Source organism: Halorubrum xinjiangense (assembly GCF_049604745.1).
Classification (GTDB): domain Archaea; phylum Halobacteriota; class Halobacteria; order Halobacteriales; family Haloferacaceae; genus Halorubrum; species Halorubrum xinjiangense_A.
Map to the genome: position 1 here is coordinate 1,073,002 of NZ_CP187140.1, position 14,556 is coordinate 1,087,557.

A 14,556-nucleotide genomic window follows, 5' to 3' on the forward strand; every position below is an offset into this window, starting at 1 on the left:
TGACCCCCCTCACTCCGTCACCGCGTCCCGGAGCGCCGCGGTCGCCGCCTCTGGATCCTCCGCGGCCGTGATCGCCGACAGCGCCGCCACACCCGTTGCGCCCGCCTCGACGACGGGTGCCGCGTTCGCCGCGTCGATGCCGCCGATCCCGATCACCGGAATCTCGACCGCGTCGGCGACCGCGGCGATCCGCTCGGTCCCGATCCCGTTCCGGTCGCCGGAGACGTCCTTCGAGTCGGTGCCGTAGACGGCGCCGACGCCGAGGTAGTCCGCGCCCGCGGCCTCGGCCGCCGTCGCCTGCTCGACTGTCGAGGCCGAGACGCCGACGACGGCCTCCTCGCCCAACTGCTCGCGGGCAACTTCGACCGGGAGGTCCGACTGTCCGAGGTGGACGCCGTCGGCGTCGACCGCCGCGGCGAGGTCGATCCGATCGTTCACGACGAGTGGGACTCCCGCCTCCGCGGTCAGCTCGCGCAGTTGAACTCCGGTTTCGTATCGCTCGCGGTCGGTGCTCCCCTTGTCGCGGAGTTGGACGACGTCGATCCCACCCTCCAGCGCAGCCGCGACCACGTCCGGGGTCGTCCGCCCGGCGGAGCGTCTCTCGGCTGTGACGAGGTACGTCCGCCACTCGTTGATATTCATGTGTGGTATCTTCCGGTGGTCAGATAAAAACGGTTGCGCTCCGGAACCGGCTCACCGAGACGGGCCCCTGAAACCGACCCCCGAGGCTCACACTGTACACACGCCAATCGCTAAGTACGTTGGCTCACGTTGTACACATAATGAGCAGCGACAAGAAACGTGTCCAGTTCCGGGCGCCGCACCGACTCATCGACCGGACCGACGCGCTCGCGGACGTGCTCGGGGAGGACCGGACGGACATCCTCGTGACGGCGCTGCGGGAGTACCTCCAGGAGGCGGCCCACGACGACGCACTCACCCAGGAGATCGCGGCCGCCTACTACGACGACGACATCTCCTTCGAGCAGCTCAAGGCGCTCGTCGGCGCCGAGGAAGCCGCGAACCTCCGCGTGCTGAAACGGCAGTTGGACGATGATTTCGTCGACGAGGTCGCCGACGCGTAGATGTCCCGGCTCGTGGCTGACACCTCCGGCCTCGTGAGCCTCGGGATCGCCGCCGGCGACGACCCCGATCCCCTCTCGATCTGCGTGGAACGGTACGAGGTCATCGTCCCGACGGCGGTCGCCGAAGAACTCCGAGAGACCGCCTCGTACGACGACGCGCACGGTCGCGCCGCGACCGCCGTCCTCGACCGAACCGGATCGATCGCGACTCGGTCGGTCGACCTCGACGCGGAGTTTCCGCTTGACGACGGCGAGAACGCCTCCGTCGCCCTCGCGAACGACCTCGACGCCGCGCTGTTGCTCTGTGACGAGTTCAATCAGGTGGGCCTGATCCACGCGTCGCTCGCCGACACGCGGCTCGTCACGACGCCGACGCTCCTCTCGGCGCTCGTCCGAACCGACGCGCTCTCGGCGGGCGACGCGAGGGCGATTCTCGACGAGGTCAGCGACGCCCGCAGCTGGGACGCGAACAGCTACGTCCAACGGGCTCGGTCGCTGCTCGAACAGGGCTGACGACGACGGAGAGGGCTCCCTCCTGACGCGGACGGACAGACACAAGCCCGCCCGGTCCGTATCGCGGTCCAATGCTATCCCGGCTCCGGAACGGCGCCGCTCGCGTCGGCGAGGCGGTCGCGGGCGCGCTCGACCGGGCCGGCGTCATCGATCGGTCGCGGCTCGACGAGACGATGGGGCTCGCGTGGCCCCGGATCGTGACGGGGTTCGCGATCATGTCGAAGAACACCGTCGACCTCGCCGTGATCGGGTACGCGCTCGGCGTCTCGGCGGTCGCCGGGCTCGGGTACGCCTTCGCGTTTTGGCAGCTCGCGAAGTTCGTCTCCATCGGGCTCGCGGGCGGCACCGTCTCGCTCGTCTCGCAGAACTACGGCGGCGACGAGCGCGGGCGGGCCGGGCTCGTCGTCAAACAGTCGCTCATCGTGGCCGCGCTGCTCGTCGCGCCGATCGTCGCCGGCTACGTCCTCGGCGCGGAGCGGCTGATCGGGCTCGTCGGCGGCGACGGGGCGGCGCTGTCCGCGGGGACGACCTACCTCGTCGTCACGGCGCCCGCGCTCGCCTTCGAGTTCTTCAATATGATCGCCAGCCGGACGTACGCCGGCGTCGGGGACACCCGCACCCCGATGGTCGCGCGCGCCGGCGGCGCGCTGTTGAACGTCGTCCTCACGACGTGGCTCGTCCTCGGCGCGGGACTGGGCGTGTTCGGCGCCGGGCTCGGCACCGCCGTCTCCATCGCCGCCGTCGGGCTCGTCCTTGCGTGGGGGATGACCGGGCGGTCCTACTTCGGCCGCGGCGCCTCGCCCGTCCCGGTCGGCGTCTCCGGGCCGTGGTTCGACGCAGGGCTGACGCGCCAGCTGCTCCGCGTCTCCGCGCCGCTCATCGCGCGCCGTGTGGCCGAGGGGGTCGTGGTGTTCCCGCTCCTCTGGATCGCGTCGTCGTTCGGCGACGCGACGGTCGGGGCCCTGGAGGTCGGCCGCCGGGTGCGGGCCTTACTCGGCAGCTTCAGCTGGGGCTTCTCGATCGCCGCGAGCACGCTCGTCGGCCAGCGGCTCGGCGCGGGCGAGGAGTCGCTCGCGACCGCGTACGGCCGCGACGTGATCGCCTTATCGGCGGTCGTCTACGTCCTCGCGTCGGCCGCAGTGATCGCCGCCGCCACGCCGATCGCCGGCGTCTTCGTCGATGACCCGGCCGCGGTGAGCGCGACGGCAGCGTTCGTCGTCGCGGCCGCGGTCTCGGCGGTCCCGCTCGGGGTCGACGGCTCGATCACGGGGTCGCTGCGCGGCGCGGGGGACACGCGGTGGCCCTTCCTCGCGTCGATGATCGGGCTGTACGCGTTCGCGCTCCCGGTCGCGCTCGTCGGGCTCGTCACGCCGCTGGGCGTCGGCGGTCTCTACGCGGCGCTGGTGGCGGAGAAGCTCGTGCCGGCCGGACTGAACGGCTACCGGTTCCGATCGAACCGCTGGCAGGCCGTCAGCCGGCAGTACCGGCCCGACGCGGGCGACGCGGAAGAAGAGGTCGGGTGAGCGCGCAACGGCGCGGTGCCCCGCGAGCGCTCGGAGCGTCGCGGCGGGCGTCGTCGTCGACCGCGCTGAACCCCGCGTCCTACTCGTCGTCCGCGACCTCTTCGATCACTTCGACGCTGCCGGTGAGCTGCCGGTGGACGTACGGCATGTCGATGCCGGCGTCGTCGAACGCCTCCTTCACCGCGGTGACGTACTCGGAGCGCACCCGGACGAAGTCGCCGCGGTCGGGGTCGTCGATCCACCAGCGCGACTGGAGGCCGACCGCCGAGTCGCCGAGCTCGGTGACGCGGACCGACACGCCGGGATCGTCGAGGATCTCCTCGTGGGCCTCGGCCTTCTCGACGATGATGTCGGTCGCCTCCCCGATGTCGTCGTCGTAGCCGATCCCGAAGACGAACTTTTGTCGGAGCGTGTCGTAGGCGACGGGGTTCGTCACCGCGTTGTTCGCGAGGTCGCCGTTCGGCACCGTCACCAGCTCGTTGTCGAACGTCCGGACGCGCGAGACACGCAGGTCAATCTCCTCGACGCGGCCGCTGTTGCCGTCCCACTCGATCCAGTCGCCGACCTCGAACGGCTTGTCCTTGAGGATGAACACGCCGGCGACGAAGTTACCGAGGAGGTCCTGTGCGGCGAAGCCGACCGCGAGCGCGATGGCGCCGCCGAACACCGCGAACGCCGAGAGGAAGCTCCCGTAGCCGGCCACGGCGAAGCCGATCGCGATCGCGGCCACCCAGACGACGGCGTTGAGGACGTTCGTGCCGAGGCTCAACACGGCCTCGTCGAACCCGCGAGACCTGACGATCCGGCGAAGCCCGGGGATCAGAATGAGCTTTCCGAGCAACAACACGGCGACGAAGCCGGCGACGAACCGGAGCGCCGTCGCCGCGATCGCCGCCACGTCGACTGCGTTCGCGATCGCGTCGAGCTGTAAGGGATTCATCGTAGGGTCTTTGCGGCGACTATATAAAGAAACTACTGGCAGCGCGGTTGTTTACGTCCGGTTCGTGGAGTCCGTCGCGCCGCGAGGACTCAGTCGCTCCGAACCGCGAGCGGCCCGTCGCCGTGCGCGACCGCGCGCAGCCGTCGGCCATGGACGTCGTCCATGGCGATCCGCTCTCGGACCGTCGACGGGATCCACGCCTCGCGACCGTCGGGCTCGGGAGCGGGGTCGACGCCCGCGGGCCGGATGTCCTCGGGGAGGTACCGCGCGTACGTCGGCAGGCGCTCGCGCAGCGGGACGCCGCCGGCGTCGGCCACGGCTTCGAGCTCTCGGAGGTCAGGCCACTCGTAGGCCGGGTTGATGTAGTCGTCCGTCACCGGCGAAACGCCGCCGAGGTCGTCGATCCCGCAGTCGACGAGGTCGGCGGCAGGCGAGAGGTTCGGCGGTACCTGAACGGAGACCTCGGGCGGGAGCGCCGCGCGGGCCATGGCGACGACGCGACGCATCGTCGCGAGGTCGGGCTTGGGAAAGTCGGAACGCTCGTTGGGGACGACGTTCTGGACGATCATCTCCTGGACGTGGCCGTGTCGCTCGTGGAGCGCGCGGATCGCGAGCAGGCTCTCGGCGCGGTCCCGCCAGCCCTCGCCGATCCCGACCAGGATGCCGGTCGTAAACGGAACGCCCTGCCGGCCCGCCGCGCGGATCGTGTTGAGCCGCTGGCCGGGCGTCTTCCGTCGGCCCCCCGAGTGCGCGTCGACGTCGGCGGTCGTCTCCAGCATGACGCCCATCGACGCGTTCACCTCGCGGAGGGCGGCGAACTGCGACTCGGTCAGGTCGCCCGGGTTCGAGTGCGGGAGCAACCCCTCCTCCAGGGCTATCTCGCAGGCCCGGTAGAGGTAGTCGTGGATCGAGTCGAACCCCCACTCGGCGAGCGTCTCGTGGACCTCGGTGTACCGGTCGTCCGGCTCGTCGCCGAAGGTGAACAGCGCCTCCGTACAGCCCGCGTCGGCCCCGACGCGGCACTGCTCGCGCACCTCCTCGGGCGACAGCAGCGACGCCTCCCCCGGGACGTCGTAGTAGGTACAGTACGTACAGGTGTACCGGCACGCCGTGGTGAGCGGGATGAACACGTTGCGCGCGAAGGTGAGCCGGTCGGCGGCCTCGACGTCACCCGGGCAGACCGAGAGCAGTCGCTCGACCGCCCGCTCGTCGACCGCGACGTCGACGTCGTACTCCTCGGCCCCGGCGAACACGGCCGTCACTCGCGGTCGGCGTTTAAAAAGAACCGCGGTTGCGGATCCCTCGATGACACCGAATCCGGTTACGTCGCGGCCGGCCGGCACGGGCCGGGCAACCGGGCCGGCCCCCGCGCGACACAGAACGGTTGCGGTTGGGTTCGGAAGCGAGCCGAAAAGCCGATACCTCGCGTCTCTCGATGATGAAGGCATGCCCTCCCGACGATCCGCTCTCCGGACGATCGGTGTCGCCGCGACCGCCGCCGTCGCCGGCTGTTCGCGACTCCGATCGCGCGGCGCTCGAATCGACCTGACCGTGTTCAACCAGACGGACGCTCCCTACACCGTCGAAGTGGAGTTCTACAGCGACGACGGTGCGTCAAAGGCCGCGGCGAGAGCGTTCAGTTCGTCGTTCGACGTCGAACCCGACGGAAAGGCGACGGAAGAAGGGGTCGTCGATGCGGAACGGTATCTCGTCAGCTATCACGCGTACGAGGAGGACTCGAAGCTGACCGACGAGGGCCACGTCCACTTCATCCCGTCGGGAGGCGAGACGGAGAGCCTCACTTTCGACATCCGAGAAACGGGCGAGCTGACTCGGCGGTGAACGCCGCCGGGACGGACGCGCGCCCCGGCGCGGTTCGGCGGCGGTTCAGTCTCGAACCGCCGCCACGCGCCCCTCGTCCGCGTCGAGCGCGAAGCCCGCCTCGCGGAGCCACGCCGCCGCGCGACCCTCGCCGTGGATCAGCACCTCCGCGAGGTCGGCGGGCTCGTCGACGTCGGTGCCGAGCCGGTGTGAGTCGACCGCCGCGAAGTCCGCGCCGATTTCGCTCGCGATTTCGCGGTGGTCGAGGTAGGAGGCGCCGTGGTAGTCCACACGGAACTCCTGATGCGAGGCGACGAACGCGTTCGTGCCGCCGCCGCGCCCCGGCGCCATCGCGACGTCAGCGTCGCGGCCGGTCGCGAACAGCCGGTCGAGCGCCGCCGGGGTCGCGAGCGCGAGGTCTGCCATCACGACGGCGACCGGCTCAACGGCTTCTCCGCGTTCGCCGTCGACCCCCAGCCGCGCGTCCAGCGCCGCGTTCACGGCGTCCGTCAGCGGGCGGTCGTCGACGGTGACCGGGGAGTCGACGTCGACCGCGTCGGTGGCAAGGACCTGGGGCTCACCGCCGGCCGCGTCGACCGCGTCTAACACGTCGTCGAGCATCGTCCGCGCGAACTCGCGTCGCTCGTCGGGCGAGAGGACGTCGGAAAGTCGCGACTTCGGGCGGTCGGTCGAAAAGGGGACGATGACCTCCATCGAGAGGAGTGGAGCGCCTTAGAACAGGGATTCCAGCTCGTCGCTGTCGTCGCTGACGAGCTCGTCGAGGTTCTCGTCGCTCTCCTCGCGGATCTCGTCTAAGTTGTCCTGCGCCTCGATGGCGACCTGCTGGAGCTCCTTGATCCGCGGGACGTTCGTGACGCCCGCGAGCAGGATGACGGTCGCGACGAAGCCGGCGCCGCGGTACGGGTAGTCCCCGCCCCGGACCTCCATCGAGCCGGTCTGCTCTTCGAGCCACTTGCGGCCGCGCTCGATACCCTTCCGGTTAAGGTACTCCGGCGGGCCGGCGAGCACGAGCAGCGCGCGCTCCGCGCCCTCGATCTCACAGGGGAGCGTGAGCCGGCCGAGCGCCGCCTTGCGCACGAGGCTCGTGATCCGGTTCGTGGTGTGCGCGCTGTCGAGCTCCTCGTCGTTGCCGTCGTCGCGCAGCCGCGAGAGCAGGCCGCCCGAGGAGCGCTCCTCGACCTCCTCCTCCGCGTAGCCGACCGTGGAGACGCCGCCGCCGGAGAGCGTGTTGATGATCTCCGAGGAGTCGACGACGCTCTCTGCGACCTCCTGGCCCTGCTGGATCTCGCCGGCGCCGAAGAGGATACCGAACCGCCGAACGATCTCCTCGTTGATCTCCTCGTAGCCGCCCTGGACGGACTCGCCCGTCTTCCGCCAGGCGTCGTTGTCGAACACCATCAGGTTGTCCACCTCGCGGACGAACGTCTGGAACGAGCGGGCCGCGTTGAGGGTGTAGATGCCGCCCTCGTCGCTGCCCGGCAGGATCCCGAGCCCGTAGACGGGTTCGGTGTAGATCCGCTTGAGGTGTTTCGCGAGCACCGGCGCGCCGCCGGAGCCCGTCCCGCCGCCCAGCCCGGCGACGACGAGGAAGGCGTCGACCTCGTGGACCGGGATCGAGTCGATCGCGCCCTGGACCTCGTCGATATCCTCCTCGGCGATCTCCGCGCCAAGCTCGTTGTCCGCGCCGACGCCGTGGCCCTTCACGCGCGACTGGCCGATGAGGACGCGCTGGTCCTCAGCGATGTGTTCGAGCCCCATCAGGTCCGCCTTCGCCGTGTTGACGGCCGCTGCGGCCCGAACGATCTCGGAGCCCGTCCGCTTGTCGTACTCCAAGAACTTGTCGACGACTTTACCCCCCGCCTGTCCGAATCCGATCATTGCGAGTTTCATCGTGTGCTCCCTCCGCGTTTGAACTGAACAGAACGGGATCGTGTATATAAGCCTTCGGTTGCCGTTACCAGCGTTGAGATTAGGAGAGTTGACACGTTCGCGTCGCCGGTCACCGAACCCCCGGTCATCGGATCCCGAGGTGCTCGCCGAGCGTGGTCAGTTCGGCCGGGTCGACGCCGAACGCGCCGACGTCGTTGTCGGCGGTCGTGTTGTCGAACTTCAGCGACCGGTACTGGTCCGCGCCCATCGGGAACCCGGGGACCGCCCCGAGGACGGAGAGGCCGATCTTCGCGAGCGGCATCGGCAGCGGGACGATGGTGACGCCCTTCTTCTCCGCCTCGTAGACGAGGTCCGTCACCTGCCGGAGCGTGAGCACCTCCGGCCCGCCGACCTCGTACGTCTCGCCGGCGTGCTCGTCGTCGGTCACCGCGGCGGCGATCATCGGCACGAGGTCCTCGACGTGGATCGGCTGGAACCGCGTCTTCCCGCCGCCCGGAAGCGGGTACAGCGGGACGCCCGGGGCGAACATCCCCTTCAGCCGCTTGGTGAACGAGACGAACTCGCCGCCCTCGCCGAAGACGACGGATGGGCGGAAGATCGTCCAGTCGAGGCCGCTGTCGCGGACGATCTCCTCCGCCTCGCCCTTGGCGCGGATGTAGGCGGTGTCGCCGTTCGGGTCCGCGCCGAGCGCGCTCAGCTGGACGAAGCCGTCGACGCCGCCCTCCTCGGCCGCGCGGACGAGGTTCTCCGTCCCGCCGCGGTGGATCCGGTCGTGCATGCGGTTGCCGCCCTTCGGTTCAAACAGCGGCGAGAGCGCGACCAGGTTCACGACCGCGTCGTGGCCGTCGACGGCGGACTCGATGGAGTCGTAGTCGGTCACGTCGCCGGTGACGCCCGTCACGCCGTCCGGCGTCTCCTCCGGCGAGCGGGAGAGCGCGGTCACCGCGTGCCCGTCGTCGGCGAGCGTGCGACAGAGGTACGACCCGATGAACCCGGTCCCGCCGGCTACCAACACTTTCATGCGAGTCTAATCGCGTGGAAGGCCCGTAAACCTACCGCGGCGTCTGACGCTCGCCCCGCCGATCGGCGCTAGCCCGCTCCCGCTGGGTCACTCCTCCTCGGGAACCGGGACCGTCAACACCGGCACGGGGACCGTCCGGAGGGTGCGCTCGGCGACGCTCCCCAGCAGGTACCGCCCCACGCCGGTCCGGCCGTGCGTCCCCATCGCCACGAGGTCGACGCCGGGGTCGTCGACGTACGCCCGGATCCCGCGCGCAGCCGAGGAGGCGACCTCGACGGCGCCGACCGCCTCCAGCCCGGCGGCCTCGACGCGCTCGACGCCCTCGGCGACCGCGTCGTCGGCGAACTCCGAGAGGGCGTCCACCTCGACGTGATCCGCGATACCGATCCCGCCGGTGTCGACGACCGAGAGGACGTGGACCGTCGCGCCCGCCCGCTCCGCGATCGGGAGCGCGCGATCGAGCGCGGCGGTCGCGGCCGGGCTCCCGTCGGTCGGCACCAAGATGTCCTCGTAGGGGTACGGAACTGCCTCGTCGCCCGGGCGGAGCGCCAACACCGGCACCGGTGACTGCCGGACGACGCGTTCGGTGGTGCTGCCGACGAGGTGTTCGACCCCCTGCCGGCCCCGCGTCGACATCGCGACGAGGTCGGCGTCGATCTCCTCGGTGTACGCGGCGACCGTTTCGGGGACGCCGCCCTGTCGGACGGCCGTCTCCGCCTCCACGCCGCGGTCTTCGGCGCGGGCGGCCGACTCCTCGACGATCGACTCGCCCTCGCGCTCCAGCACGTCGACCACGTCGCCGCCGATCCGGGTCACGCTGTCGCGGGTCGTGTCCGCGACGTGAAGGAGGTGGACCGTCGCGCCGTGGTCGGCGGCGATCGCCAGCGTGTGCTCGAAGGCCGCCGCGGCCGCGTCGCTGCCGTCGGTGGGGACGCAGATCCGGTCGAACATACGCGACCGGTCGCGCCCGCGGGTGAAAAACGCTCGCGTCGGTTCCTCGGTCGCGGGGCGCAGTTGCGGTCCGCGACGCCCTTCACGCCGTGTCGTCGGACGGATCCGCGTCGGCGGACGACTCCGCGTCGGCGGACGACTCCGCGTCGGCGGACGCTCCGTCTCCGGCGTCGCCCGACTCGTCCGGGCCGTCGCGTCGCGTGACGCGGACCGTCGAGATGCGCGCGCCGTCGACCGCGGTGACCTCGAAGGCGTACGCCTCCGTCTCCGCGACGTCGCCGACCTCGGGAGAGCGACCGATGCGGTCGAGGACGAACCCGCCGAGCGTCTCGTAGCCGTCGCCGCTGAGGTCGGTGCCGAGCGCGTCGTTGACGTCGACGAGCGCGACCGACCCGTCGGCCTCGTGGGTCCGGTCGCCGGTCCGCCGGATCGTGTGCCGGCGGTCGGCGACGTCGAACTCGTCGCGGAGGTCGCCGACGAGCGCCTCGGCGACGTCCTCGACGGTGGCGATCCCCTCGAAGGCGCCCCACTCGTCGATCACCGCCGCCATCTGCCGGCGCTCGTCGCGGAACTGGACGAGGAGGTCGCTCGCGCTCGTCGTCTCCGGGACGACGAGGATCTCCCGGGCGAGGTCGCTCGCGGTCGCGCCGTCGTCGCCCGCCTCGGTCGCGCGCAGCACGTCCTTCACGTCCACGAAGCCGACGACGCGGTCGGCGTCGTCGTTCTCGACGACCGGGTACCGGGTGTGGCCCGCGTCGAGGACCGTCTCGCGGATCGCCGACAGCGACGCGTCCGCGGGCAGCGAGACCACGTCCGGGCGGGGGACCATCAGCTCGCGGGCCGCGGTGTCGTCGAGCTCGAAGACCCCCTCGATCATCGCGACCTCGGACTCGTCGACGTGACCGGCCTCGCCGGCCCGTGCCAGCACGCGTCGGATCTCCCGCTCTTCGAGCGTCTCGTCGCTCTCCGAGGCGGGCGGCACGCCGATCAGGCTCGTGAAGGCGTTCGCCGTGCCGTTGAACACCTTGATACCGGGCGCGAAAATCAAATAGGAGAGCTTCATCGGCGGCGCGAGGAGCAGCGAGATGCGCTCGGCCTGCGCGATGGCGATCGTCTTCGGCGCGAGCTCGCCGAAGACGACGTGGAGGAAGGTGATGAAGGAGAACCCGATCGCGAACGCGACCAGGTGAACCAGTCCGTCGGGCAGGAGCGGACCGAGGACGGGCTCGATGAGCGCCGCGACCGCGGGCTCGCCGATCCACCCCAGCCCGAGCGACGCGAGCGTGATCCCGAGCTGCGTCGCCGCGAGGTAGTCGTCGAGGTTGGTCATCACCTCCTGGAGCGTCTCCGCGCCGGCCTTCCCCTCCTCGACCAGCTGATCGACCGAGGTGGCTCGGATCCTGACGAAGGCGAACTCGGAGGCGACGAAGAAGCCGTTGAGGGCGACCAACACGAGGGCGGCCGCTACCCGCGAGAGCGAGACGGCGACCGCTACCATCCGTCCCCTCCGGGCGCGCGTGCTGCTGACGAGTCGACGACCATGCCGGCCGTTCGGGGAGGGGTCACTAAAAAGGGCGGTCGGACGGCGCCGCGCTCGGACCGAGAGAGCCCCGGACGCCCGGACCGGACCCGGGCCGTTTATTCGTCGCCGCGGCGGAACGCGACCATGCTGATCACGCTGGAGGGGCTCGACGGCAGCGGCAAGACGACGGTCTGGGAGGCGCTCCACGACGTGTATCCCGACGCGACGTTCACCTGCGAGCCCACCGACAGCTGGTACGGAGAGGCGGTGGGGCGCTCGATGAGCGACCCGGACGCCGACCCGCTCGCGGAGCTGTTCTTATACACCGCCGACCACGCGAACCACCTCTCGGAGACGGTCCGACCGGCGCTCGCCGAGGGCGGCCTGGTTATCTCCGACCGCTACTCGGACTCGCGGTTCGCCTATCAGGGGGCGACGCTCGCGCGCGCCGACGCCGGGATTCAGCGTCCGCTGGAGTACGTCCGCGGGATCCATGCCGCGTTCTCGCGCCCGCCGGACGCGACGATCTACCTCGAGTTAGATCCCAAGACCGCGGCCGAGCGTGCCGGGCGGACGGACAAGTTCGAGCGCGACGGCTACCTCTCGGCCGTGCGCGACAACTACGAGCGCCTGATCGACGCCGACCCCGGTCGGTTCCACCGTGTCGACGCGACGCGGGCGCCGGAGGACGTGGTCGCCCGGGTGGAGGAGATAGTCGCCGACTTGGTCGACCGCTGACGCTTTTAAGCGACGATCCTCAGCGGGTGTCCGGCAGCTCGTACTCGTCTGGCGACGGGACGTAGAGGTAGTCGATCGCGACGCCGAGCGCCAGCGGAAGCGCGACGAGCAGCGCCAACAGGATCGTCGAGCTCCCGACGTTGATCCCTGTCCCAACGCCGAGCGCGCCCGTGAACACGAGCGTCGAGACGAGCAACAGCAGGGGAGTCAACACGAGCGTGTACACGACCGACCCCCACGACGTCGAGAGCTGAATCCGGAAGAACCGGGTCGCGACTCCGGCGAGGAACGTGTGGAACGCGACCAGCGCGAGGAGGCTGCCGAACCCGAACAGCGCGAGCATGGTTGCCGTACGGACCGCCGACACTTCCCCCTATCGGCCGCAGCCCGAGCCGACACTGGGCGGACTGTCCCGCTGCTGCTCAGACCGGACCGCCGCCGCCCTGCTGGCGCGCCGCGGAGAGCAGGTCCGAAACGGGCGCCGTGTACTCGTAGCCGGGAATGACGCCCTGAACGTACGTCCCCTCGACGAAATCGATCAGCGCGCCCGCGTCGTCGACCCCGCGACGCTCGTTGATGTCGGCGAGATCGTAGATGACCACGATCTCATCGCCCTCGCGCTCGACGACGGGATCGAACTCACGCCGCTTCCGGGTGACGCCGCCGACGTCGACCGCGCGGCGCTCGAACGTGTCGGCCCAGCCGTCCTCGACCACGTCGGCGACCTCGTCGGCGGTGACCGCCGACAGCGTCGGCACGCGGACGGTGACCGTGAACTCGACACTCCCCTCGTCCGCCTGCTCGGCGCGGACGCGCCCGTCGAACGCGGTCGTCGTCGAGACCCAGCCGTCGCCCTCGCGCTCGAACGAGCCGTGGTCCGCGAACGCCCGGCGGACACGGTCGGGGAGTTCGTCGGTCGGGCCGGACTCGTCGCCTCCTCCGTCGGCGCGCTCGGCGTCGTCGTCCTCGGTTTCGCGCATACCGATCCGGAGGCGACGCGCCCTGAAAAGCCGCTCGCGTCGCCCGCGCGAGCCACGAAGCGGGCGAGGTTCGCGCGGGCCCCGTCACCGATACGGGCACTCCGGGCCGGTACGTCGAGGCCTTTTGTGCGTCGACCGCCGAAACCGGGTATGGCAGACACCTTTCGGTCCACCGAGGGACTGATCGACGCGCTCGCGGCCGCCGAGTTCGACCGGCCGCCGGCGCTCGTCAGCAACGCGCACATCACCGGGCTCGGCGTCGCTCGCGCGCTCGACGCCCACGACGTGCCCGTGATCGCGCTCGACCGCGCGGCCGGCGGCAACGCAGGCGACGGCGGCACCGAGACCGGGGCCGTAACCCACGACGGGCTCGCGCCGCCCTCGGACGCGGTCGACTACGCCGGGGCGGTGACGTACCCCCTCGACGACCTTGACGGGTTCCGCGAGGACGTGGAGGCGATCGTCGACGCCGCGGGCACGGAGGCGGTCGCGTTCGGCTGTATGGACGAATGGGCGCTCTCGTACGCCGAGGCCGACCCCGACGGCGTGCGGCTCCCGTTCGCGGGGAGCGACACGCTCGACGACGTGTTGAACAAGTCCGAGCTGTACGCGGCCTGCGAGCGGCTCGGCGTGCCCTATCCGGAGACGTACCGGCTTGCGGAGACCGCGGCGGCGGGGACGCGCGAGGCGGACGCGACGGTCGACGAGGCCGCGGACGCGCTCGGCTTCCCACTGGTGGTGAAGCCGGAGCTCAAGCGCGACTTCGAGGAGGCGTTCGGCACCAACGTGATCGAGGTCGCGGACCGCGAGGAGTTCGCGGACGTCGTCGCGGCCGCGAGCGACGAGGGGATCGCCGTGATGGCCCAGAAGCGCGTCGACATCGAGACCGGGCAGGACCACTCGCTGGCGTCGTACGTCCCCCCGTCCGGGCGCGACGACGCACTCGCGGTCGTCGGCAACGCCGCGGTGCGGTTCCCGCGCAACTTCGGCACCTCCTGTCTCGTGGAGACGGCGGACGAGCCCGCGATCGAGGAGCGCGCGCTCGCCGTCCTCGACGACGCGGGCTACCACGGGATCAGCGAATCTGAGTTCGTCTACGACGAGGCCCGCGGGGAGTTCCTGCTCCTCGACGTCAACACCCGGCCGTGGAAGTGGATCTCGATGCCGGTCGCCGCGGGCGCGAACCTCCCGATGGCGGCGTACGCCGCGGTCACGGACGCCGAGTACGAGTCCGACGGCGTGGAGCCGACGCGGTGGGTGTACCTCCGCGACTACCTCTCGCTGCTCGCGGGCGAGGAGACGTTCTGGGACCAGCTGTCGGCCGCCGACTGGCGCCGGCTCGTCTCCGGTGAGTTCGAGCACGAGGGGAACCTGACGACCGGCGTCTACCGCCCCTCGGACCCGGGCCCGGCCGCGAAGCTGTTCGAGACGGAGTTCGTCGACCGCGAGTACTACTGCTCCTGTTAGGCTGCGACGTGCCGACGCGGCGGCCGCGGCCGGCGTCTCCGGTCCCCGCCGGAGCGCCCGCGGAACACAACGGTTAGTGCGCAC

16 protein-coding genes are annotated in these 14,556 nt (G+C 70.8%); 6 read left to right on the plus strand and 10 right to left on the minus strand.

Annotated elements, in window-relative coordinates:
- Positions 1 to 9: 9 nt before the first annotated feature.
- Complete coding sequence (gene thiE, locus ACOZ35_RS06370; protein ID WP_424015596.1) at positions 10 to 642, minus strand: thiamine phosphate synthase; 633 nt, start codon at positions 640 to 642, stop codon at positions 10 to 12.
- Between the two features lie 140 nt (positions 643 to 782).
- Here thiE and ACOZ35_RS06375 point away from each other — a divergent pair, with 140 nt between their 5' ends.
- The 3 genes from ACOZ35_RS06375 to ACOZ35_RS06385 all read left to right on the plus strand — a co-directional run bounded on the left by ACOZ35_RS06375 (position 783) and on the right by ACOZ35_RS06385 (position 3,121).
- A complete protein-coding gene (locus ACOZ35_RS06375; RefSeq protein WP_424015597.1) occupies positions 783 to 1,085 on the plus strand; it encodes a hypothetical protein in 303 nt (100 codons plus the stop codon).
- Positions 1,086 to 1,598: a hypothetical protein gene (locus ACOZ35_RS06380; protein WP_424015598.1), complete on the plus strand. Its 513-nt coding sequence runs from the start codon at positions 1,086 to 1,088 to the stop codon at positions 1,596 to 1,598.
- A 71-nt stretch (positions 1,599 to 1,669) separates the two neighbouring features.
- The gene (locus ACOZ35_RS06385; protein ID WP_424015599.1) at positions 1,670 to 3,121 is read left to right on the plus strand and encodes an MATE family efflux transporter; all 1,452 of its coding nucleotides are present in this window, start codon (positions 1,670 to 1,672) and stop codon (positions 3,119 to 3,121) included.
- Between the two features lie 79 nt (positions 3,122 to 3,200).
- Here ACOZ35_RS06385 and ACOZ35_RS06390 read toward each other — a convergent pair whose 3' ends face one another.
- Positions 3,201 to 4,061: a mechanosensitive ion channel family protein gene (locus ACOZ35_RS06390; protein ID WP_424015600.1), complete on the minus strand. Its 861-nt coding sequence runs from the start codon at positions 4,059 to 4,061 to the stop codon at positions 3,201 to 3,203.
- Positions 4,062 to 4,150: 89 nt separating this feature from the next.
- The gene (gene cofG, locus ACOZ35_RS06395) at positions 4,151 to 5,314 is read right to left on the minus strand and encodes a 7,8-didemethyl-8-hydroxy-5-deazariboflavin synthase subunit CofG (protein ID WP_424015601.1); all 1,164 of its coding nucleotides are present in this window, start codon (positions 5,312 to 5,314) and stop codon (positions 4,151 to 4,153) included.
- Between the two features lie 193 nt (positions 5,315 to 5,507).
- On the opposite strand from cofG, the gene ACOZ35_RS06400 reads away from it, so the two are divergent.
- Positions 5,508 to 5,903, plus strand: a complete 396-nt coding sequence (locus ACOZ35_RS06400; RefSeq protein WP_424015602.1) for a hypothetical protein — start codon at positions 5,508 to 5,510, stop codon at positions 5,901 to 5,903.
- A 45-nt stretch (positions 5,904 to 5,948) separates the two neighbouring features.
- Here the strand turns inward: ACOZ35_RS06400 and cofC are convergent, their stop codons facing one another.
- The 5 genes from cofC to ACOZ35_RS06425 all read right to left on the minus strand — a co-directional run bounded on the left by cofC (position 5,949) and on the right by ACOZ35_RS06425 (position 11,263).
- Positions 5,949 to 6,596: a 2-phospho-L-lactate guanylyltransferase gene (gene cofC, locus ACOZ35_RS06405; RefSeq protein WP_424015603.1), complete on the minus strand. Its 648-nt coding sequence runs from the start codon at positions 6,594 to 6,596 to the stop codon at positions 5,949 to 5,951.
- Between the two features lie 18 nt (positions 6,597 to 6,614).
- Entirely contained in the window at positions 6,615 to 7,793 is a 1,179-nt protein-coding gene (locus ACOZ35_RS06410; protein ID WP_172863972.1) for a tubulin/FtsZ family protein, read from the minus strand.
- Between the two features lie 124 nt (positions 7,794 to 7,917).
- Entirely contained in the window at positions 7,918 to 8,814 is an 897-nt protein-coding gene (locus ACOZ35_RS06415) for a complex I NDUFA9 subunit family protein (RefSeq protein ID WP_424015604.1), read from the minus strand.
- 87 nt (positions 8,815 to 8,901) lie between these two features.
- Entirely contained in the window at positions 8,902 to 9,765 is an 864-nt protein-coding gene (locus ACOZ35_RS06420; RefSeq protein ID WP_424015605.1) for a universal stress protein, read from the minus strand.
- Positions 9,766 to 9,847: 82 nt separating this feature from the next.
- On the minus strand, positions 9,848 to 11,263 hold the full coding sequence (locus ACOZ35_RS06425) for a hemolysin family protein (protein ID WP_424015606.1): 1,416 nt from the start codon (positions 11,261 to 11,263) through the stop codon (positions 9,848 to 9,850).
- A gap of 168 nt (positions 11,264 to 11,431) precedes the next feature.
- Between ACOZ35_RS06425 and tmk the strand changes: the two genes are divergently transcribed.
- Complete coding sequence (tmk, locus tag ACOZ35_RS06430; protein ID WP_424015607.1) at positions 11,432 to 12,025, plus strand: dTMP kinase; 594 nt, start codon at positions 11,432 to 11,434, stop codon at positions 12,023 to 12,025.
- A 19-nt stretch (positions 12,026 to 12,044) separates the two neighbouring features.
- Here the strand turns inward: tmk and ACOZ35_RS06435 are convergent, their stop codons facing one another.
- Together ACOZ35_RS06435 and ACOZ35_RS06440 are read right to left on the minus strand one after the other, a co-directional pair.
- Entirely contained in the window at positions 12,045 to 12,368 is a 324-nt protein-coding gene (locus tag ACOZ35_RS06435) for a hypothetical protein (RefSeq protein ID WP_004598978.1), read from the minus strand.
- Between the two features lie 79 nt (positions 12,369 to 12,447).
- Positions 12,448 to 13,005, minus strand: coding sequence for a DUF5813 family protein (locus ACOZ35_RS06440; protein WP_424015608.1), 558 nt, complete (start codon positions 13,003 to 13,005; stop codon positions 12,448 to 12,450).
- A 150-nt stretch (positions 13,006 to 13,155) separates the two neighbouring features.
- On the opposite strand from ACOZ35_RS06440, the gene ACOZ35_RS06445 reads away from it, so the two are divergent.
- On the plus strand, positions 13,156 to 14,472 hold the full coding sequence (locus ACOZ35_RS06445; RefSeq protein WP_424015609.1) for a carboxylate--amine ligase: 1,317 nt from the start codon (positions 13,156 to 13,158) through the stop codon (positions 14,470 to 14,472).
- Positions 14,473 to 14,556: the final 84 nt, after the last annotated feature.

Bases quoted from the DNA above. Each gene is read 5' to 3' on its own strand.
- ACOZ35_RS06410 (WP_172863972.1), bottom strand. From the start codon at position 7,793: ATGAAACTCGCAATGATCGGATTCGGACAGGCGGGGGGTAAAGTCGTC.
- ACOZ35_RS06425 (WP_424015606.1), bottom strand. From the start codon at position 11,263: ATGGTAGCGGTCGCCGTCTCGCTCTCGCGGGTAGCGGCCGCCCTCGTG.
- ACOZ35_RS06400 (WP_424015602.1), top strand. From the start codon at position 5,508: ATGCCCTCCCGACGATCCGCTCTCCGGACGATCGGTGTCGCCGCGACC.
- cofC (WP_424015603.1), bottom strand. From the start codon at position 6,596: ATGGAGGTCATCGTCCCCTTTTCGACCGACCGCCCGAAGTCGCGACTT.
- tmk (WP_424015607.1), top strand. From the start codon at position 11,432: ATGCTGATCACGCTGGAGGGGCTCGACGGCAGCGGCAAGACGACGGTC.
- ACOZ35_RS06385 (WP_424015599.1), top strand. From the start codon at position 1,670: ATGCTATCCCGGCTCCGGAACGGCGCCGCTCGCGTCGGCGAGGCGGTC.
- ACOZ35_RS06420 (WP_424015605.1), bottom strand. From the start codon at position 9,765: ATGTTCGACCGGATCTGCGTCCCCACCGACGGCAGCGACGCGGCCGCG.
- ACOZ35_RS06375 (WP_424015597.1), top strand. From the start codon at position 783: ATGAGCAGCGACAAGAAACGTGTCCAGTTCCGGGCGCCGCACCGACTC.
- ACOZ35_RS06440 (WP_424015608.1), bottom strand. From the start codon at position 13,005: ATGCGCGAAACCGAGGACGACGACGCCGAGCGCGCCGACGGAGGAGGC.
- ACOZ35_RS06380 (WP_424015598.1), top strand. From the start codon at position 1,086: ATGTCCCGGCTCGTGGCTGACACCTCCGGCCTCGTGAGCCTCGGGATC.
- ACOZ35_RS06445 (WP_424015609.1), top strand. From the start codon at position 13,156: ATGGCAGACACCTTTCGGTCCACCGAGGGACTGATCGACGCGCTCGCG.
- thiE (WP_424015596.1), bottom strand. From the start codon at position 642: ATGAATATCAACGAGTGGCGGACGTACCTCGTCACAGCCGAGAGACGC.
- ACOZ35_RS06390 (WP_424015600.1), bottom strand. From the start codon at position 4,061: ATGAATCCCTTACAGCTCGACGCGATCGCGAACGCAGTCGACGTGGCG.
- ACOZ35_RS06415 (WP_424015604.1), bottom strand. From the start codon at position 8,814: ATGAAAGTGTTGGTAGCCGGCGGGACCGGGTTCATCGGGTCGTACCTC.
- ACOZ35_RS06435 (WP_004598978.1), bottom strand. From the start codon at position 12,368: ATGCTCGCGCTGTTCGGGTTCGGCAGCCTCCTCGCGCTGGTCGCGTTC.